The sequence below is a fragment of the Pseudoalteromonas aliena genome, assembly GCF_038155085.1.
Classification (GTDB): domain Bacteria; phylum Pseudomonadota; class Gammaproteobacteria; order Enterobacterales; family Alteromonadaceae; genus Pseudoalteromonas; species Pseudoalteromonas aliena_A.
The window spans coordinates 1-19,323 of the sequence record NZ_JBAKAU010000001.1; the positions used below are offsets into that span (position 1 = coordinate 1).

At 38.2% G+C, this 19,323-nt stretch carries 17 protein-coding genes; 10 read left to right on the forward strand and 7 right to left on the reverse strand.

Annotated features, from left to right (window positions below):
* Nucleotides 1-166: 166 nt before the first annotated feature.
* The 3 genes from V6260_RS00005 (at nucleotide 167) to V6260_RS00015 (ending at nucleotide 2,311) form a co-directional block, all read left to right on the forward strand.
* Nucleotides 167-694: a VC2046/SO_2500 family protein gene (locus tag V6260_RS00005; protein WP_341591905.1), complete on the forward strand. Its 528-nt coding sequence runs from the start codon at nucleotides 167-169 to the stop codon at nucleotides 692-694.
* 189 nt (nucleotides 695-883) lie between these two features.
* A complete protein-coding gene (locus tag V6260_RS00010; RefSeq protein WP_341591906.1) occupies nucleotides 884-1,186 on the forward strand; it encodes a DUF6172 family protein in 303 nt (100 codons plus the stop codon).
* Nucleotides 1,187-1,393: 207 nt separating this feature from the next.
* Nucleotides 1,394-2,311 carry a diguanylate cyclase gene (locus tag V6260_RS00015; RefSeq protein WP_341591907.1) on the forward strand — a complete coding sequence of 306 codons (918 nt, stop codon included), beginning with the start codon at nucleotides 1,394-1,396 and terminating at the stop codon, nucleotides 2,309-2,311.
* 45 nt (nucleotides 2,312-2,356) lie between these two features.
* Here V6260_RS00015 and V6260_RS00020 read toward each other — a convergent pair whose 3' ends face one another.
* The 3 genes from V6260_RS00020 to V6260_RS00030 all read right to left on the reverse strand — a co-directional run bounded on the left by V6260_RS00020 (nucleotide 2,357) and on the right by V6260_RS00030 (nucleotide 4,040).
* A complete protein-coding gene (locus V6260_RS00020; protein WP_341591908.1) occupies nucleotides 2,357-2,836 on the reverse strand; it encodes a YchJ family protein in 480 nt (159 codons plus the stop codon).
* A 38-nt stretch (nucleotides 2,837-2,874) separates the two neighbouring features.
* Nucleotides 2,875-3,306 carry a SulA-like leucine-rich domain-containing protein gene (locus V6260_RS00025; RefSeq protein WP_341591909.1) on the reverse strand — a complete coding sequence of 144 codons (432 nt, stop codon included), beginning with the start codon at nucleotides 3,304-3,306 and terminating at the stop codon, nucleotides 2,875-2,877.
* A gap of 269 nt (nucleotides 3,307-3,575) precedes the next feature.
* Complete coding sequence (locus V6260_RS00030) at nucleotides 3,576-4,040, reverse strand: sel1 repeat family protein (RefSeq protein WP_341591910.1); 465 nt, start codon at nucleotides 4,038-4,040, stop codon at nucleotides 3,576-3,578.
* 117 nt (nucleotides 4,041-4,157) lie between these two features.
* Between V6260_RS00030 and V6260_RS00035 the strand changes: the two genes are divergently transcribed.
* Complete coding sequence (locus V6260_RS00035) at nucleotides 4,158-5,450, forward strand: NCS2 family permease (RefSeq protein ID WP_341591911.1); 1,293 nt, start codon at nucleotides 4,158-4,160, stop codon at nucleotides 5,448-5,450.
* A gap of 74 nt (nucleotides 5,451-5,524) precedes the next feature.
* Here the strand turns inward: V6260_RS00035 and V6260_RS00040 are convergent, their stop codons facing one another.
* Entirely contained in the window at nucleotides 5,525-6,283 is a 759-nt protein-coding gene (locus tag V6260_RS00040) for a hypothetical protein (RefSeq protein WP_341591912.1), read from the reverse strand.
* Nucleotides 6,284-6,581: 298 nt separating this feature from the next.
* Between V6260_RS00040 and cysB the strand changes: the two genes are divergently transcribed.
* Nucleotides 6,582-7,559, forward strand: a complete 978-nt coding sequence (gene cysB, locus V6260_RS00045) for an HTH-type transcriptional regulator CysB (protein WP_341591913.1) — start codon at nucleotides 6,582-6,584, stop codon at nucleotides 7,557-7,559.
* 87 nt (nucleotides 7,560-7,646) lie between these two features.
* Here cysB and V6260_RS00050 read toward each other — a convergent pair whose 3' ends face one another.
* The 3 genes from V6260_RS00050 to pabB form a co-directional block, all read right to left on the reverse strand.
* The gene (locus V6260_RS00050) at nucleotides 7,647-9,023 is read right to left on the reverse strand and encodes an L-serine ammonia-lyase (RefSeq protein WP_341591914.1); all 1,377 of its coding nucleotides are present in this window, start codon (nucleotides 9,021-9,023) and stop codon (nucleotides 7,647-7,649) included.
* Between the two features lie 101 nt (nucleotides 9,024-9,124).
* Nucleotides 9,125-9,700 (reverse strand): CoA pyrophosphatase, encoded by a 576-nt coding sequence (locus V6260_RS00055; RefSeq protein WP_341591915.1) that lies wholly within the window; start codon nucleotides 9,698-9,700, stop codon nucleotides 9,125-9,127.
* 6 nt (nucleotides 9,701-9,706) lie between these two features.
* Nucleotides 9,707-11,053, reverse strand: coding sequence for an aminodeoxychorismate synthase component I (gene pabB / locus V6260_RS00060; RefSeq protein ID WP_341591916.1), 1,347 nt, complete (start codon nucleotides 11,051-11,053; stop codon nucleotides 9,707-9,709).
* Nucleotides 11,054-11,220: 167 nt separating this feature from the next.
* Here pabB and V6260_RS00065 point away from each other — a divergent pair, with 167 nt between their 5' ends.
* The 5 genes from V6260_RS00065 (at nucleotide 11,221) to V6260_RS00085 (ending at nucleotide 19,285) form a co-directional block, all read left to right on the forward strand.
* The gene (locus V6260_RS00065) at nucleotides 11,221-12,747 is read left to right on the forward strand and encodes a fumarate hydratase (protein ID WP_341591917.1); all 1,527 of its coding nucleotides are present in this window, start codon (nucleotides 11,221-11,223) and stop codon (nucleotides 12,745-12,747) included.
* Between the two features lie 426 nt (nucleotides 12,748-13,173).
* Nucleotides 13,174-14,214 (forward strand): Glu/Leu/Phe/Val dehydrogenase, encoded by a 1,041-nt coding sequence (locus V6260_RS00070; protein ID WP_341591918.1) that lies wholly within the window; start codon nucleotides 13,174-13,176, stop codon nucleotides 14,212-14,214.
* 184 nt (nucleotides 14,215-14,398) lie between these two features.
* A complete protein-coding gene (locus V6260_RS00075) occupies nucleotides 14,399-15,037 on the forward strand; it encodes a chloramphenicol acetyltransferase (protein WP_341592569.1) in 639 nt (212 codons plus the stop codon).
* Between the two features lie 139 nt (nucleotides 15,038-15,176).
* The gene (locus V6260_RS00080; protein WP_341591919.1) at nucleotides 15,177-16,001 is read left to right on the forward strand and encodes a M90 family metallopeptidase; all 825 of its coding nucleotides are present in this window, start codon (nucleotides 15,177-15,179) and stop codon (nucleotides 15,999-16,001) included.
* A gap of 104 nt (nucleotides 16,002-16,105) precedes the next feature.
* Nucleotides 16,106-19,285 carry an amidohydrolase family protein gene (locus V6260_RS00085; RefSeq protein ID WP_341591920.1) on the forward strand — a complete coding sequence of 1,060 codons (3,180 nt, stop codon included), beginning with the start codon at nucleotides 16,106-16,108 and terminating at the stop codon, nucleotides 19,283-19,285.
* The last annotated feature ends 38 nt before the right edge of the window (nucleotides 19,286-19,323 follow it).

The window sequence follows — 19,323 nt, forward strand, 5'->3', positions numbered from 1 at the left end:
GGCTGAGCCGTCAGATTTACAGTCTGATCCCTTTGGCCGCTCGGGAACCCCTCCAATGCAACGGCGCTGATAATAGCAAACTGCGTATTTAAGTAAAGAGAAAAGCTAAAGAAAATTAAAATAATGCCGATAAATACCTATCAGTTATTATAATCGGCTAAAGACCATGCAAATCGATGATTTGTTAATCACAGAGAGTCAGCTTAAAAGTAAACTCAACAATAGTATTCATGAAAACCGTCGCGGTGATTTTGCACTTTTATTAGCGATGCTGTCACATAACGTACTTGACTTTAGTCAATTTCATTTACCAAAAACTGAAATAGATAACTTCGTTATAGAAGAAAAGGTGCTAAGAAAGCAGTTTGGCGCAGGTCCAAAGCAACCTTTAGCCCCTGATGAGTTTGATATGCTAGTTGGTCAATTTAATGCTTCCTTAATTTCAGAAGAAGGGGAAGTCAATGGTATGGCAAGTCTCAAGCTTTACCAGTATTTAAATCCAGAGCCTCTCGCTATTAGAAATGATGATAAATACATACCGCTTAATATCATAGATAATTGTGAGCTTGCAGTTAGAAGGCGTATTAAAAATGAGCAGACACAGTTAACAGCCCCTCTTATTGATGCAGCCGCCTTTTATGAGAGTTTAAATAATGACGCTATCCATCAACCATTAAACCTTGTTGCTGTTTAACTTATAAGTTCTCTCACATAAACATGTATGTAATAATGAACTGTTAATTTATGCTCTATCGCATTCATGCAAGCTAATAATTGATTTAATAAAAAAAAGCATCCAAAAGTTAAATGCAATTGCTATAATGATCTCAAATGGTATGACATGAAATGCCATTATCATTAAACCAAGGTAATTAGGAAAGTAATGAAGAAAACATTCACGCTAAATCACGAGAAAATCAAATACCCTCGTATGGTTGATGCTGCAAAGCACGAAGTGAAAAAATATTTGAAAAGAGAGCGCAATAAAACGCTACCTGAAGATGCAGATTACTGGGCATTTGATTGTAAATTTGGTAATACACCAGAAGATGCACAAGTTGTGCACGTAGCTGAATTAAGTAACCAAATTAGCGAAATCGAAAAGCAAGGGCTAACTTCTTTTTATGTAGAAATTTTAGCACGAGCTGCACAGCGCCAACAGTTAGATATTGATGATGGCGAATAGAAGAAGCTAGCTTATTCGGTAGCTGAGAAATATATGAAATGGGCCTAAAGGCCCATTTTTTGTTTATGAGAAGATATAATTTATTAAGTTGATAATTATAAAGAGTAAATTTGATCAAAAGTTGTATTCCAATTGCTTTAATTAACATTTGCATAACAAAAATTAACTATATAGTATTTGGTTATGAAATAACAAGTAGTAGCAAATATGCCAATCAATTATTCCGACCATCAATTAAAACTAAGTTTGAGGGGTTCCAAAGTACTTATTGTAGATGATCAGCTATTGAGTATTATTGTGCTGAGAAAAATATTATCAGTACATTTTAATATTGTAACAGCGAGTAGTGGTGAGGAGGCTATTAGCGTATGTAAACAAAATCCACCGGACATAATCTTACTTGATATTAATATGGAAGGAATGAGTGGGATTGAGACCTGTCTGAAATTAAAAAATACTTCAGAAACCCAAAGTATTCCGGTTATTTTTGTGACCTCATTTGAAAACCAAGAAGAAGAATGTTGGGAAGCGGGAGCTGTCGACTTTATTAAAAAGCCGATCAATCCTGAAACTTTGTTTAGAAGAGTTCGCGCCCATATAACGATGAAGTTACAACATGATTTGCTCAACCAAAAAGTTTTCTTAGATGATTTAACCAAAGTTTTTAATCGTCGTTATTTTGATGCTCACTTTTCTAAAATGGAACGAAGTGCATTGAGAGAGAAAGTAGATTATGCTTTATTACTTATAGATATCGACTATTTTAAGCAATACAACGATATTTATGGGCATGTGCAAGGTGATACGGTTTTAAACCTAGTTGCACAAACTATTACCAATAGCTTACAAAGGCCAACGGATTTTGTAGCACGTTATGGCGGCGAAGAGTTTGTTGTTGTTTTACCTCATACAAGTATTGAAGGCGCGATTTGTGTTGCCGATAAGATTAAGAAAAATGTCATCGATTTAGGAATACTTCATAAATATTCAGAGTATGAATTCGTCACTATCAGCATTGGTGGATCAACTTTGCAGCCCTACGAAAGTAATAAAAATACACTACAACTTGCCGATGAAAAAATGTATGAGTCTAAAAAGCAAGGGCGTAATCAAGTATGTTTTTAGCCCTTGCTTTTTACTAATACAACGATCTAGATAAAGTAAACTCTTTTATTCACCATGGCATTTTTTATATTTTTTATTACTTGAGCATGGGCATTTATCATTTCTACTTACTCTAATATCGGCAATAGGAAATATTGTTCCATTTAAATAGCGCCAAGTATTACCTTCTTTTATAAATAGTGAATATTCGTGAAGCTGGCAAAATAAATTTTGGTAAAAGTAGCTAGCTTTAAATTCAACATGACCTTTGTTTTCATCATGACTTGAGCGGATAACTTCTAAGTTTACAAATCGACAGCTATTTGCAAAATCTTTAATTTCGTCAATGGAATTTTCTGCTCGCTTTTCACTCGCATAAGTTTGATAAATGTATTTAGCATGTTTAGTGACATAAGCACTGTAGCGAGATCGCATAAGCTGTTCTGGGGTTTTAGCTTTTTTCACCAATAAATGAAGTGGTTTGCAGCAGTCAGCGTAATTTTGTTCACTGCCGCAAGGACATAGTGTGGTATTGAGTGAGACCATAATAATAATACAGAGTTTAAAAGATTAGTTTATCAATCTTATTGGGTTAACGGTATCTCTGTTGTTATGCTATCCCTTATAAAACAATATAGTTTTGTTGTTTTACTTAAATCTAGAGAGAGGTTCGTGAATAACTTATTATTTACTATATCAGTCCAAGTAACTACTGCAGCGAAATTACCATTATGCAATGCAGAGCTTAATACGTATTCTAGGTTTACTAAATGTTTTTGTCTGATCACTAATAGTTTACTTGTATTTATAGAACACGAGTCAAGTAAAGCTTTGCTAGGTACATGATCTGGTGCAATTAATAATGTCCACGCATTAGAGCTATTATAATTATGTAGAATTTTTAGAAGTTCAAAAGTTGCTGAAATTTCGTCTTCTATTTTAATTAGATTCACACACTTATTATCATTATCTTGTTGATAACTTTTAACTGTTCTTATAGTAACTGGCTGTAACATAAATCTCTCACCCACTGGTTTTTTATACAGTATTTGCATACAGTAGTTTATACAGTGTTTTGGTGCAAGCGTTTTTTGCTAATTATTTGTACAATTATTCGGTGCTAACTGTATTTCATAGTTAGAACCTAAATATATTTGTTAAAAATCAAATGATTATTTTATTGGTGTTTATACGGAGGATTGAAGATTAATAAGTACTGTATGTCAGAATATTTTATACATGTATGCGGTGCTTTCGTAGATATTATACAGTACTTTTAATAAAGCTAATCACTAGTTGAAGTTCGAGGAATTAAATGTAAAAACTGTAATTGATGAATTTGTTCGTATAAACTAGCTGCATAGCATTGAGCATCTTTAAATCGTTTTGTTTCAATATGTTTTCTAATATCATTTATGGCAGCGGTTGCTGGCTCATAACCCTGACTGCTAGCAAGGCTTAACCATGCACTAGCATGAAACACACTTTTCGGAACGCCTTCTCCTTTCACAAAAAATAGACCTAAATAAAACTGTGCTCTTTGATTACCTGCCATGGCAGCAAGTCTCATCCATTTTGCAGCCAATGGTGCCTGATTATTTTTTAAATAATATAGCGCTTTATTAAAAGTGCTTTGCTCATCTTTTTTATTATCTATAGGCATCGAGCTGTCATGAGGCTGAGTAACAAAATCTAAAATGTTATCTAGCTGTTGCTCTAAGTCCTGCTCTGATGGTGTTGTTTTAAGCATATTAATTCATTTGTTATTTAGCGACTTCAATAGTTTAGTATATCGCAAGGTAAATTGTCCTGTAAAAGATAATTTTTATGCTAAAATCTCGCCACTTTTTACTATAACAAGTTTATTATGTTTGAAGCCTTATTTAAACTGAGCGAGAATAATTCAACAGTTAAACGCGAGTGCGTTGCTGGCCTAACCACCTTTATAACTATGGTATACATTGTATTTGTAAACCCGGCAATGCTTGCAGAGGCAGGGATGGATCAAGGGGCTGCATTTGTAGCAACATGTATAGCGGCTGCGATAGGCTGTTTCATAATGGGCTTATGGGCTAATTATCCATTAGCATTAGCACCTGGTATGGGACTAAATGCCTTTTTTACTTATGGTGTAGTGTTGGGAATGGGTTACACTTGGCAAGCTGCATTAGGGGCTGTTTTTATGTCGGGTTGTATATTTTTATTTTTAAGCTTATTTAAAGTTCGAGAGTGGATTATCAATGCCATACCTCTGGTGCTTAAGCGAGCTATCGCAACAGGTATAGGTGCTTTTTTAGCATTAATCGCCCTTAAAAATGCAGGTATTATTGTTTCAAGCCCAGCAACATTAGTGCAGCTAGGTGACATTACTTCTTCCGGCCCATTATTGGCAATATTAAGCTTTTTTGTAATCGCAGCACTTTTATATCGCGATTTTAAAAGCGGCGTACTTATTAGTATTTTATTAGTGACAGGCATTGCTTTAAGTCTGGGGCTAGTTGAATATCACGGTGTTATGGCTATGCCACCATCAATAACACCTACTTTTATGCAGCTAGATTTTTCAGCAGCTTTTGATATATCAATGATGAGTGTTATTTTTGCTTTCTTGTTTGTCGATCTTTTTGATACTTCAGGTACGTTAGTTGCGGTCACTCAAAAAGCTGGTTTAGCGGATGAAAAAGGTAACATGCCTCGTTTAGGGCGTGCATTGAGTGCAGATAGTTCGGCAACTATTGCAGGTGCAATGCTTGGTACATCTACGACTACATCGTATATAGAATCGGTTGCTGGCGTATCTGTTGGTGGACGTACTGGCTTAACGGCTGTGGTTGTAGGAATTTGCTTTTTACTAATGATGTTTTTTGCACCGCTTGCACAAATGGTACCGGCATATGCAACAGCAGGTGCTATTTTGTATGTAGCTGTGTTGATGCTACAAAATTTAAAATTTGTAGATTGGGATGATATGACAGATGCAATACCTGTTACTGTGGTTTTACTAATGACCCCATTAACTTTTTCGATTGCACATGGCATTGCACTTGGTTTTATATCTTATACTGTGGTTAAGGTGTTATGTGGGAAAAAAGAGCAGGTTAGTATAAGTGTTTGGATACTGACCGTACTATTTATTTTCAAGTTTGCATTTTTATCTTAGCTGTTAGTGCTAAAAAGGCTATTCAAATTTCAAAATTTGTATAGCCTTTTTTACATTAAAGTTTAATGTAAGAGTTACCATTTCTTTTTTGGAGCAAACAATATATCTAAATCATCTTGCTCTTGCTCGGTTTTTTTCTTAAGTGCATTAGCATTCGATACTCTTAATTCTACACTAATATCTTCTAAGTATTGCTCAACTTCTTGACGCTTAGTTAAAACGTATTCATCAGAATAAGAGATAGCATTTAATGTTGCTTGAACTTTCTCAAAATATTGTCTTGCAGAACCAACCATATTAGCATCTCTTGCAGATAAGCCTCTCTTAATTTGGCTTTCAATATTTATGCGTAACTGAAATTTCTCTAGCTTTTTATCTTCTAGTACAAACAACTGACTATCAACCCGTCCTTTACTGTGCTCAGAACGTAATATAGCGCGAAGCTTTTTTATACTCTGAATAAGGCTTATTAGTTGTTTATCGTTGTTAGGAAGTGATAGAGCCTCAGAATTATTACCATTAGAAGCATTTGAAAGGTTTTCCTTTGCTTCACTTAAGCGATCTTTTAGAGCTTTTGAGCTCGGTGAGTTTTCGAACATTACTTTTAATGCTTCATAAACTCGACGTTTTAACACGCTTAGAATTTGCTCAGATAGAGGGATATTTGAGTTATTTATAAGTGCCTCTTCTGTTTCCTCTATAATTGCCTTTTGTTTAGTGAGTTCTTTCCTGCGGGCTATTTCTTGCTTTTCTCTATGTTGCTGAATTGCACTAACGAATAGAGCAATTACTATTAATGAGACTATTAGCGTAATTATAATAGAAACAATCATTGTAAAATTCTCGAATTCATATCCTGATTATTTAATCTTACATTAAATATATACTAACAGGGTAGTTTTGCGCAGATTAACTTTAAAATATGCATATCTTTGAAGTTAGTTTGCCTAATTATAAGATAAATCCGAATATTCACCGCTACCTGAAGCATATTTATTATGCTAGCCTTGAGCTCTAATCAGATAATTGCACACCTAAAGACCTAAAGTGCTATTTTACGTAAATAACACTTGGTTTTAAGCAGTATTGCCTTTATAAATAATATGAATAATAACGTTAAAATTTGCAGCCATGAAATTACAACAACTCAGATACATCGTAGAAGTACAAAATCATAAATTAAATGTTTCAGCGACTGCTGAGAGTTTATTTACCTCGCAGCCAGGAATTTCTAAGCAAGTACGCATGTTAGAAGATGAGTTGGGTGTACAAATTTTTGGTCGCAGTGGTAAACATTTAACGCATGTAACCGGTGCTGGCGAAGATATAATTAATATTTCTCGTGAAATATTATCTAAAGTTGAGGGGATTAAAGCGGTCGCAAATGAACACACATTGCCTGATCAGGGGAAGTTGAACATTGCAACTACTCATACCCAAGCTCGTTATGCTTTGCCTAACGTTATTCAAGGGTTTATGAAAAAATACCCTGCGGTATCGCTTCATATGCACCAAGGTACTCCACAGCAAATATCGGATGCTGCAGCACGCGGTGATGCCGACTTTGCTATTGCAACAGAAGCACTGCATCTGTATTCAGATTTAGTTATGCTGCCTTGCTACCATTGGAACCGCAGTATTGTGGTTGCTAAAGACCATCCGCTCGCTAAAAAGGCAAATAGTTTAACCGTTGCTGATATTGCCCAATATCCACTCATTACATATGTATTTGGTTTTACGGGGCGCTCAGAGTTAGATAAAGCGTTTAGCGCACACGGACTAGAACCACACATTGTATTTACTGCAACCGATGCTGATGTCATAAAAACATACGTACGACTGGGTTTAGGAGTTGGTGTTGTTGCTTCAATGGCGATAGATCAAGTGAGCGATACCGATTTAGTGTGTATTGATGCAAGCCACTTATTTGAAGCAAGTACGACTAAAATTGGTTTTAGAAAGGGCAGCTTTTTACGTACTTACATGTATGATTTTATTGAACGGTTTGCACCACACTTAACTAAAGAGCTAGTAGAGCGAGCAAGCTTATTACGTAACCAAGATGACGTAGATAAATTATTTGCAGATATAGAGTTACCTGTTAAATAGCTCTTAATTAACCTGAGCTACGTTCCACGAAAAATAAAAAACCACCTATTTAAAAAAATAGGTGGTTTTTTTATTTTAGAGAACTGATTAACATTCGATAATATTAACTGCTAATCCACCGCGAGCGGTTTCTTTGTATTTGGTTTTCATATCGTTACCGGTTTCAAGCATGGTTTTTATCACTTTATCAAGTGATACCTTTTGTTCGCCACTGCCACGAATAGCTAAACGTGAGGCATTAATTGCTTTAATCGCTCCCATTGCATTACGTTCAATACACGGCACTTGTACTAAGCCACCAACAGGGTCGCATGTGAGGCCTAAATTATGCTCCATACCAATTTCTGCTGCGTTTTCTACTTGCACAACATTGCCACCAACAATTTCTGTTAATGCGCCTGCAGCCATAGAGCATGCAACGCCAACTTCACCTTGGCAACCTACTTCAGCACCCGATATAGAGGCATTCTTTTTATATAAGATACCAATAGCAGCAGCGGTTAATAAATAACGCGTGGCTATATCGCGGTCTACTTCTTTCACAAATGTGTGATAGTACATAAGCACAGCCGGTAAAATACCCGCAGCACCATTAGTTGGTGCGGTAACTACACGGCCACCTGCTGCGTTTTCTTCATTTACGGCAAGGGCAAATAAATCAACCCAGTCCATTGCACGAAGCGGATCGTTACTGACCTCTATATTTAGTTTTAAGTATAAGCTGGGTGCACGGCGCTTTACTTTTAAGCCGCCAGGTAAAATACCTTCTGTACGCATTCCACGCTCAATACAGGCCATCATTACTTTCCAGATATGAAACAACGTATCTTTTATTTCATCTTCAGTGCGCAGTGTTTTTTCGTTCTTCATCATCAAGCTTGAAACACTAAGCCCTGACTCTTTACACATTTCTAGTAGCTCTTTTGCGCTACTGAAAGGGAAAGGTGCAGGGTTTTCTTCTCTAATATCAAGCGCTGCTTGTTTTTCTTTTTCAAATTCTTCATCGGTAACAATAAAGCCACCACCAATTGAGTAGTAAACTTTACTATAAATTTTTTCGCTATTGTTTGAGGCAATAATTTCCATTGCATTAGAGTGTTTAGGCAGTGTTTTTCGACGATGAAAAACAATTGCGCCTTGCTTAGGAAATTTTGCTTTATGAGTTTGATTCAGGTAAATCACCTGCTCATTTTCAATAGTTGCTAAAATATTGTCAACTAAATCGGCATCTATTGTTTCTGGGTCGTAGCCGGCAAGGCCTAAAATTACCGCTTTACCAGAGCCATGGCCTACGCCTGTTTGCCCTAATGAACCGTATAACTCTACTTTTATATCGGTAACATTTGCTAATAATTGTTGTTCTTGTAATTCATTAACAAATAAACGTGATGCGCGCATTGGGCCAACAGTGTGTGATGAAGAAGGGCCAATACCAATGCTAAACATATCAAATGCACTGATCATAGTGTGTGTCTCTACTTTGTTTACTCAGCATGAAGCTGTTCTTTGAACGGTCGATTATAATAACGTGGAATTGTTGGCATGTAACCAACAATAGTGAAGATTTACACTGGTAGGGCGAGCTGTTTTGTAAAGTTTTTTATAATGCTCGCCGTTGCTCCCCAAAGTAATCCGTGTTGAGTTGCAAAGCCTTGTAAGGTAATTTTTTTACCAAAGCGTTGAAAAGGCAAAGGCTGCCAATTAGCATCGTTACTTAAATCACTAAGCGAGAGTAAAAAGCTTGCCTGAACTTCATTATGGTCGTTCTCCCATCTAGTGTTTTTATTAAGCAAACCCACAAAGGGGCTAATACTAAAACCAGTTAAGGTAGAGTGCTCAGGTAGTTGTCCAAGCACTGTTACGTTACTTGGCGTAATATTAAGCTCCTCCTCAAGTTCACGAAGTGCAGTCGTACGAAGTTTAATATCGCTTGGCTCAAATTTACCGCCAGGCAAACAGATTTCCCCTGGGTGGTGGTGCAAATAAGTGGGGCGTTTACACAATAAAATATGCGCATGATTATCTATATCGATAATGGGTAGCATAACTGCACTGGCACGCTTTTTACGTGTATCTTTTAGCTGGTTAGGCACAGCAATTGAGCTTAATTGAAACCGCGCTCTAATATATTCACTATTCAAAGCCACCTACTGTGTTAATAAAGGAAGGATTTTATTCACTTTATCGTATGTTTCTTGATATTCCAATTCGACTTTAGAATCAGCCACTATGCCTCCGCCTGCCCAACAGTAAATTTGTTGGTTATGGCAGACTAAAGTACGAATAGTAATACTGGTATCCATATTACCGCAGGCACTTAAATAGCCAATAGAGCCACAATAAATACTGCGACGATGTGGCTCGAGTTCTTCAATTATTTCCATCGCTCTAATTTTGGGCGCACCGGTGATTGAGCCGCCCGGAAAAGCCGCTTTTAACTGATCAACTGCTGTTTTACCTTCATCAAGTTCTGAGGTTACCGTGCTTACCAAATGATGCACTGCCGGAAAGCTCTCAATAGCAAAAAGGGAAGGGACGTGAACGCTGCCGGGTTTTGCTACTTTGCCTAAGTCGTTACGCAGTAAATCGACAATCATCACATTTTCTGCACGATCCTTTGCTGAAGTGGCCAGTAAGTTAGCTTGATGCTGATCCTCAAGCGCATCGCCTTTGCGTGGTAGGGTGCCTTTAATAGGTTTGGTTTCAACTCTGTTATTATTTACCAAAATAAAGCGCTCAGGGGAGATGGATAATATGGCCCCTTGCGGATGATTAATAAAGCTTGAAAAAGGGGCCTTGTTGGCCTCGCGCAATTTTATATAAGCACTCCATGGTGAGCCTTTGTAGTGAGCACTAAAGCGCTGTGCTAAATTAATTTGATAGCAGTCACCACTTTTTAAATAATCTTCGATTTTTGCAAATCTTGAAGCGTAGTCTGCTTGGTTCATATTAGATTGCCACTGGCTATTAAGAGCAAACTTTTCAACTGTTACGTTTTTATCTAAATATTGCTGATACAGAGCTAAGCGGTCAATGTTTGGCTGAGATACATAAAACCAACTTTGTTGAAGTTTATCGTAAATTAGGGCGTCTAAATAAAGACCAATAGCCATTTGTGGTAAGTTAATATCATGAATCGCTTTACTTGGCATGCTCTCTATTGTGCGGCCGAGGTCGTAACCAAAGTAACCAAGCCAGCCACCATTAAACGGCAGGTCGTAATCTGCTTTAGTGCAATCGAGTTTTAAAAGCTCACTGTTCATAATTTCAAAGCACGATTGATTGCTTTCAATATTATTAAAAAAACTTTGGTTATTTTTTATTTCAAGGGTACTTTGCGGCTCAATAGCAATAATATCAAAACGACTATTTATATGATTACTATTGGCTGAGTCTAAAAGAATTGCGTAAGGCAAATGCGAAAAATGCGCAAAAACGTCAATGCAGTTTTGCGTTATGGCTAATTTAGTACAATTTTTTTTATTGTTTAGCATTTACTGCCCCTTTAAGAACTGGCTCGAAACGGGCTGGGAGGGTATCATAAGTCAAATTTTTTTGGCAGCGTTTAAGTAAAAGCGCTGTAATTAAACAGTGCAAACCACCGTCACCGGTTTGATATAGATTACGCGACTATGCGTAACGGTAACTTAAGGAACCACTAATGAGTACAATCCGTCAGCAAGACTTTATTGATAGCATTGAAGATGCATTGCAATACATCTCTTTTTATCACCCACTTGATTTTGTTCAAGCACTCGAAAAAGCTTACAACAAAGAACAAAGTAAAGCGGCAAAAGATGCAATAGCTCAAATCTTAATTAACTCGCGTATGTCGGCTGAGGGCAAACGTCCACTGTGTCAAGACACAGGTATTATTACGTGTTTTGTAAAAGTGGGTATGGATGTTAAGTGGGATAAAACAGATTTAACTGTTCAGCAAATGGTTGATGAAGGTACTCGCCGTGCGTATTTGAACCCAGATAACCCGCTACGTGCTTCTATTGTTGCAGACCCTGCAGGCACACGTAAAAACACTAAAGACAATACGCCTTCAGTTGTTCATATTGATTTAGTTGCTGGTGGTGAAATAGAGGTAATGGTTGCGGCTAAAGGCGGCGGCTCTGAAAACAAAAGTAAAATGGTAATGCTAAACCCATCAGATGACGTTGCGGCATGGGTTGAAAAAACACTACCTACAATGGGTGCTGGTTGGTGTCCGCCAGGCATGCTAGGTATAGGTATTGGTGGAACGGCTGAAAAAGCAGCAGTAATGGCAAAAGAGTCATTAATGGACCCGGTTGATATCCATGAACTAATGGAACGCGGCGCAGAAACTACTGAAGAAAAACTTCGCTTAGAAATTTTCGAACGTGCTAATAAATTAGGTATTGGCGCGCAAGGTTTAGGTGGTTTAACAACGGTTGTTGATATTAAAATTAAAACAGCACCTACGCATGCTGCATCAAAACCAGTGGTAATGATCCCTAACTGTGCTGCGACTCGCCATGTACACTTTACTTTAGATGGTTCAGGCCCAGCTGACTTAAAAGCACCTAAACTTGAAGATTGGCCACAAGTAACATTTGAAGTAGGTGAGGGTACTCGCCGTGTTGATTTAAACACATTAACAAAAGCAGATGTTCAAGAATGGAAAATGGGTGAAACCGTTTTACTTTCAGGCACTATTTTAACAGGCCGTGATGCTGCGCATAAACGTTTGCAAGACATGATCAATTCAGGTGAAGGTTTACCTGAAGGCGTAGACTTTGATAACAAGTTTATTTACTACGTAGGCCCAGTTGATGCCGTTGGTGATGAAGCTGTAGGCCCTGCAGGCCCAACTACAGCCACTCGCATGGATAAATTTACCGATATGATGCTAGAAAAAACAGGCATTGTAGGCATGATTGGTAAAGCCGAACGTGGCCCTGCAACGGTTGAGTCTATTAAAGAGCATAAATCTGTTTACTTAATGGCTGTAGGCGGCGCAGCTTATTTAGTATCTAAAGCGATTAAAAAAGCACGTGTTGTCGCTTTTGAAGATTTAGGTATGGAAGCAATCTACGAATTTGAAGTAGAAGATATGCCAGTAACTGTTGCTGTAGATAGCGAAGGCGCCAATGCGCACACGCAAGGACCAGCAATTTGGAAAGCTAAAATTGAAGAGCTTGATAGCAAACTAAAATAACGTAAGTTATGCTTTTAGAAGCGAGCCTAGTGCTCGCTTTTTTGTTTTTTAAATCGAGCCATTATCAAACTTACAGCTCTGACCAGTTTGAAAAAAAGCTCACTTTTTACTGGAAACCTATAGGCAGCAGGACGTGGCGGGCAAGCAGTACTTGTATATTAAACTTTACATGCAAACATTGTATTACGTTCACGTAAACGTAATTTTGTGTGGTTCTTATATTTATAGTTTTTAAAACTTACAAATGACAGTTTTGTGAATTTTTTATCTGTATAGAAGTTTTAATTGGGTTATTTAATTTAAGATTGATGTTTTCATTGGTTTTATCTTCTGTGAGTATAGCGAACTCGAATATGAAGTGATAAAGTCTCGGCAATTTCCAGCGCACATACCCTCTCAAGGGTTAACTATTTCGGAGTATTTTAAGTGGCTGTGTTTAATCGAGTTGAATTTGATAATCATGAACAAGTGGTTTTTTGTTCTGATGAAGAGTCGGGTTTAAAAGCAATTATTGCTGTACATAATACCAACCTAGGTCCTGCAGTTGGCGGGTGTAGAATGTGGGATTATGCAAACGACGAAGATGCTGTTTACGACGTGCTACGTTTATCAAAAGGCATGACGTATAAAAATGCAGTTGCGCGCTTGCCATTTGGTGGCGGTAAATCTGTTATTATTGGTAATGCAAAAGAGATTAAATCTGAGCAATTATTCCGTGCATTTGGTCGTCAGTTAGAGCGATTAAATGGCAGCTATTATTCAGCAGAAGATGTAAACATCACATGTGCTGATGTCGCTATTATGAATAAAGAAACTAATTACGTACTGGGTCTTGAGGGTAAAAGTGGTAACCCATCACCATTTACAGCCTACGGTACTTTTTTAGGAATTAAAGCCGCGTTACAACATCAACGTGGCCACCAAGACTTTGCAGGCGTGAAAGTAGCTGTTCAAGGTTTAGGTGCTGTTGCTTATGGTTTATGTAAACATTTACATGATGCAGGTGCTGAGTTGTTTGTAACTGATATTAACCAAGCAGCAATTGACCGTGTAGTTAATGATTTTGGCGCCACAGCAGTTGGTATTGATGAAATTTACGACTTAGATGTTGATGTTTATGCACCTTGTGCATTAGGCGCAACCGTTAACGATTTAACGATACCGCGTTTAAAAGCGACTATTATTGCAGGCTGTGCTAACAATCAGCTGGCAGAGTCTCGCCACGGTGAAGTTATTCGTGAAAAAGGCATTTTATATGCACCAGATTACGTAATTAACGCTGGCGGTATTATTAATGTTTATTACGAAACAGCACCTGAAGGTTACAGTAAAGCTGCATCTAATAAGCATGTTGAGGTGATATTCGATACTTTGACTGAAATTTTTGCTCGCAGTGAAAAAGAGCAAAAATCAACGCATTTAATTGCCGATGAGTTAGCACAAGAGATCATTAAAAACGGTCTGTAAATTTAAGCTAAATGAAATAAAGGTGTGCAATTGCACACCTTTTGTTTATCTGTAAGTTAAAGGGTGTTGATCTTTGCGGATTTAACCTTGAAAGATTAACAGACCCTAATGCAATTATTATTGAACAGCGGTACACTTTATTTTTAATTTTGTGCGGCAAATTATGACTCACTCAACTTCTCTCATGCAGCCTATCGATTTAGATAATTGGCCTAGAAAGCAACACTTTGAATTATTTAAACACTTTTCCCAGCCTTATTTTAATGTGTGTGTGCGTTTAGATGTTCAAGCACTGTATAACTATTGCAAAACCAATCAATTTTCTTTTTTTCAAGCATATGTATATTGCACTTTAAAAGCGTGCCATGAGTACGATCCAATAATGCTACGTATAATAGACGGTAAGCCGTGGCTACTTAACTGTGTTCGCGCAAGTGTGGTTGAGCTATCTGAAAACGATACGTTTGTTTTTAGTTATTTTAATAGCACAAGTGAGTTTAAAGAGTTTGCAAGCCATGCAAATGCTGTAAGCAAAAAAGCGAAACAACAGCCGTTATTTTCTGATGCATTTACCCAAACTGAAGGGCAGGCAGATTTAATTCACATATCTGTTTTGCCGTGGCTGAATTTTAGTGCGTTTTCGCATGCATTTAGTGAAGGGGAGAGTTTAGGCATTCCTAAATTTGTATTTGGTCAGTTTGATAAACACACAGGCACAATGCCTTTAGCTATTGATGTACATCACTCATTAATGGATGGTTTGCATGTCGCTAAATTTATCAACGTACTGCAAAGTGCCTTTGATGACTTTTGTAATAACTGATTGGCAGGTAAGCTAAAGCTTATTATTAAACAATTTTAAAATAACGTGTTGGCTCTATATTAAATGTGGAGCCATGTGCAGTTGAAAAACAACATCCCCGGACATATTTATATAACATAAATTAATTTAGGACGTCCTTATGATAAATGGACTGTTATTACTCATTTTAGTTGTGTTTGTTATTGTGTTTTGGCGATGGCCTTCAATACAAAACCGCTTATGGCAAAAAAAGTATAAAACTCTCTCCTTAAATTCTCAGCAAAAAGATATTTTACTCCGCTGCATGCCTATTTATAAAAAAATGACTGACGCAGATAGAGAAAAGCTAGAGCGCCATATTGTCTGGTTTTTAAACGAAAAACGCTTTTTAGGGCGCGATGGTTTAAAGCTAACACCTGCCATGAAATTAATTGTAGCTGCCGACGCGTGCGTACTTGTGCTAAATAAGCCATGGCCGCTTTATAAAAACGTGAAGGAGATATTATTATACCCAAGTGCTTACTATGCGCCGCAATCGACCCGTGATAGTGCAGGGCTTGTTAGTTATCATAACGCTGTACGTTTGGGTGAATCATGGCCTGGCGGCACGCTTGTACTCAGTTGGCATGATGTGCTTGAGGGTAATCGTTTACCAAGCGATGGACATAACTTAGTTTTTCATGAATTTGCCCATCAGCTTGATCAAGAAACAGGTAAAACATCGGGTACGCCACTTTTAAAAAACGCTGCGCAATACACAGAATGGGGACGTGTATTTAGCCGTGCATTTACTCAGTTAAAAACACATGTGGCGTATAGTATGAGCCATGTTATACATAGTTATGGCGCAACTAATGAAGCCGAATTTTTTGCTGTTATAACCGAAACCTTCCTTGAAAAACCCGCAGAGCTGCGTCGGTACGATCCTGAAATCTACAGAATGCTCGTTAATTACTATCAGTTTGACCCTATAGTTTGGCATTAAACCTATATAAACCACGCTTTAGCATATAACGCTGGTAAGTTACGCTTGTTTTTGTTGCAATTGTGTAAAATAGTTTTACAGCAACAAAAATAAGCGAGAAACGCATGAAAAAAATGCTTCATACAGTACTGGCGCTGTCGGTGTCATTAGCGATAGGGCAGGTAAATGCCGCCGAGAAAGGCGAACGAAAATGGCAAGTAGATTCACCTAAAGGGCAATTTGTTGATGCTGCAATAAATGTTGAGCAAGGCACCTGGATGAATATCGATGTAAGCCCAGATGGTAAAACAGTGGTATTTGACTTACTTGGCGATATTTACACTATGCCAATGAGTGGCGGCACAGCTACAAAGCTCACCTCTGATATTGCATGGCAAATGCAGCCTCGCTTTAGTCCTAATGGCAAAAGTATTGCGTTTACCTCCGATCAAGGTGGTGGCGATAACATTTGGATAATGGACTTAAATGGCGAAAATCAACACACTGTTACCGATGAAACCTTTCGATTGCTAAATAGCCCTGCATGGAGTCCTGATGGGGATTACTTAGTTGCACGTAAGCACTTTACGGCGAGTCGCTCATTGGGAGCAGGTGAAGTGTGGCTGTATCATAAAGCGGGCGGCAAGGGCGTACAGCTTACAAAACGCGAGAACGATCAAAAAGATTTAGGTGAGCCTATGTTTTCACCTGATGGTCGTTATGTTTATTTTTCGCATGATGCAACACCCGGTAAAACCTTTCATTACTCAAAGGATTCTGTAGCGGGCATTTATAAAATTAAACGTTACGACCGAGAAACGGGCGAAATTGAAACCATAATCGATGTTATGGGCGGCGCAATTAGGCCTACACCGTCACCTGATGGTAAAAAGCTTGCTTATATAAAGCGTGATGACTTTCAAACAAGCCTCTATTTATATGACTTAACCAGTGGTGAGCACACTAAGCTTTACGATAAGCTTGAGCGAGATATGCAAGAAACCTGGGCTATTCATGGGGTTTACCCAACTATTGCATGGACACCCGATAACGAAGAGTTAGTATTTTGGGCTGGTGGTACAATTCATAAGCTAGATGTTGCAGAAAAATCTGTACAAACCATTCCTTTTAAAGTGCAAACAAGTAAAAAAATTCAAAAAGCGGTGCGCTTTACACAAAACTTAGATACTGATGAGTTTGATGTAAAAATGCTGCGTAATGTGCAAGTAAGCCCAGATGGCGAAACGGCAATATTTGAAGCGCTTGGGCATATTTATAAACGTGATTTAGAATCGGGTAAAATAAAGCGTTTAACAAAGCAAATAGATCATTACGAATTATTTCCACAGTACTCTCGCGATGGTAAAAAAATAGTTTACACCACATGGGATGATAATAAACAAGGGTCTGTAAGGGTTGTGTCTGCGCGCAGTGGCCGTGGCGATACCATTACAACGCAGCCAGGCAAGTATGTAGAGCCAACTTTTAGCCCAGATGGAAAGACGGTTGTTTATCGTAAAGCCACAGGAGGCAGTATTTTAAACCCTAAGTGGTCACTTAATCCGGGGGTTTATAGCGTAAGTACTAAAGGTGGTAAAAGTGAGCTTATTTCAAAAAGTGGTTATCAACCACAATTTGGAGATGCAAACGATCGCGTTTTTATAATGAGTCCTTGGCCAAAACCAACGCTTAGTGTAGTTGAGCTTGAAAGTAAAAAAGTTCGCAAACTATACGAGTCAGAGCATGCGACTGAATTTAGAGTATCACCAGATGGGCAATATCTGGCTTTTGCTGAGCGATTTAAAGTATTTGTAACGCCGCTTGTTCAAAGTGGTAAAACAATTAATATTGGGCCTAAAGACAGTCAATTTCCAATAGAGCAGTTATCAGTGCGTGCTGGTGAAAACATTAGCTGGAGTGCTAAGAGCAACAAACTTTATTGGACATTAGGGCCTGAGCTTTATCATGCAAGTCTTGAGGGGATGTTTGCCATTAACAAAGCCGAAGATGCCGACTTTAAAGTGAAAAGTGGCGATAATATCGGTTTCAGTAAAAAAATGGCAGAGCCTAAAGGTGTGATTGCGCTCACTGGTGCAAAAATTATAACTATGGATGGCGAAAAGGTTATTGAAAATGGTGTAATCATAACTGATGGCAAACATATCAAAGCAATTGGTACAGCCAGCGATATAAGCATCCCTAAAGGTGCTGAGGTTATTGATGTAACAGGCAAAACTATTATGCCTGGTATTGTTGATGCTCATGCACATGGCTCGCAAGCAAGTGATGAAATTATACCTGAGCAAAACTGGAAAAACTTTGCAGGTTTAGCGCTGGGTGTAACTACAATTCACGATCCATCAAACGATACCTCTGAAATATTTACCGCAAGCGAAATGCAAAAGGCAGGGATGATTGTTGGTCCGCGTATTTTCTCAACCGGTACTATTTTATATGGCGCAAATATGCCAGGTTATACGTCGCATATTGACTCCTTAGACGATGCTAAATTTCATTTAGATCGCCTTAAAAAAGTAGGTGCGTTTAGTGTTAAGTCGTATAACCAGCCACGCCGTGAGCAGCGCCAACAAGTTATTGAAGCAGGGCGGATGCTTGAAATGATGGTTGTTCCTGAAGGCGGCTCATTATTGCAACATAACTTAAGCATGGTGGTTGATGGCCACACAGGCATTGAACATTCTATTCCTGTTGAGCATATTTACGATGATATAAAACAGTTATGGTCGCAAAGTGATGTAGGCTATACACCTACATTAGTTGTTGCTTACGGAGGTATATGGGGTGAAAACTATTGGTATGATAAAACGGATGTGTGGAACCACCCACGTTTAAGTAAATTTGTGCCTAAAAATCAATTATTACCACGTTCTATGCGCCGCATTAAAGCGCCTGATCATCACTATAATCACTTTAATAATGCACGTGTGGCAAAAGAGCTGCAAGACTTGGGCGTACTGGTTAATTTAGGTGCCCATGGGCAGCGTGAAGGGCTTGGTGCACATTGGGAAATGTGGATGTTCGCTCAAGGCGGAATGACACCGCTTCAGGCAATACGTGCATCAACGCTCGACCCAGCGAAATATTTAGGGCTTGATAAAAACGTAGGCTCGCTTGAAGTAGGTAAACTTGCCGATTTAATGGTAATAGATGGCGATCCACTTAAGAATATTCGAGATTCGGATAAAGTTGATTACACCATGATCAATGGTCGACTATTCGATGCAGAGACAATGAATGAAGTGGGTAAAAAAGAACGCAAACCACTTTATTTTGAAGAGCTGTAATTTATTTTGATCTTTGAAAGCGGCTATTAGCCGCTTTT

Coding starts and splice junctions, on each gene's coding strand:
- V6260_RS00005 (WP_341591905.1), top strand. CDS start 167: ATGCAAATCGATGATTTGTTAATCACAGAGAGTCAGCTTAAAAGTAAA.
- V6260_RS00010 (WP_341591906.1), top strand. CDS start 884: ATGAAGAAAACATTCACGCTAAATCACGAGAAAATCAAATACCCTCGT.
- V6260_RS00015 (WP_341591907.1), top strand. CDS start 1,394: ATGCCAATCAATTATTCCGACCATCAATTAAAACTAAGTTTGAGGGGT.
- V6260_RS00020 (WP_341591908.1), bottom strand. CDS start 2,836: ATGGTCTCACTCAATACCACACTATGTCCTTGCGGCAGTGAACAAAAT.
- V6260_RS00025 (WP_341591909.1), bottom strand. CDS start 3,306: ATGTTACAGCCAGTTACTATAAGAACAGTTAAAAGTTATCAACAAGAT.
- V6260_RS00030 (WP_341591910.1), bottom strand. CDS start 4,040: ATGCTTAAAACAACACCATCAGAGCAGGACTTAGAGCAACAGCTAGAT.
- V6260_RS00035 (WP_341591911.1), top strand. CDS start 4,158: ATGTTTGAAGCCTTATTTAAACTGAGCGAGAATAATTCAACAGTTAAA.
- V6260_RS00040 (WP_341591912.1), bottom strand. CDS start 6,283: ATGATTGTTTCTATTATAATTACGCTAATAGTCTCATTAATAGTAATT.
- cysB (WP_341591913.1), top strand. CDS start 6,582: ATGAAATTACAACAACTCAGATACATCGTAGAAGTACAAAATCATAAA.
- V6260_RS00050 (WP_341591914.1), bottom strand. CDS start 9,023: ATGATCAGTGCATTTGATATGTTTAGCATTGGTATTGGCCCTTCTTCA.
- pabB (WP_341591916.1), bottom strand. CDS start 11,053: ATGCTAAACAATAAAAAAAATTGTACTAAATTAGCCATAACGCAAAAC.
- V6260_RS00065 (WP_341591917.1), top strand. CDS start 11,221: ATGAGTACAATCCGTCAGCAAGACTTTATTGATAGCATTGAAGATGCA.
- V6260_RS00075 (WP_341592569.1), top strand. CDS start 14,399: ATGCAGCCTATCGATTTAGATAATTGGCCTAGAAAGCAACACTTTGAA.
- V6260_RS00080 (WP_341591919.1), top strand. CDS start 15,177: ATGATAAATGGACTGTTATTACTCATTTTAGTTGTGTTTGTTATTGTG.
- V6260_RS00085 (WP_341591920.1), top strand. CDS start 16,106: ATGAAAAAAATGCTTCATACAGTACTGGCGCTGTCGGTGTCATTAGCG.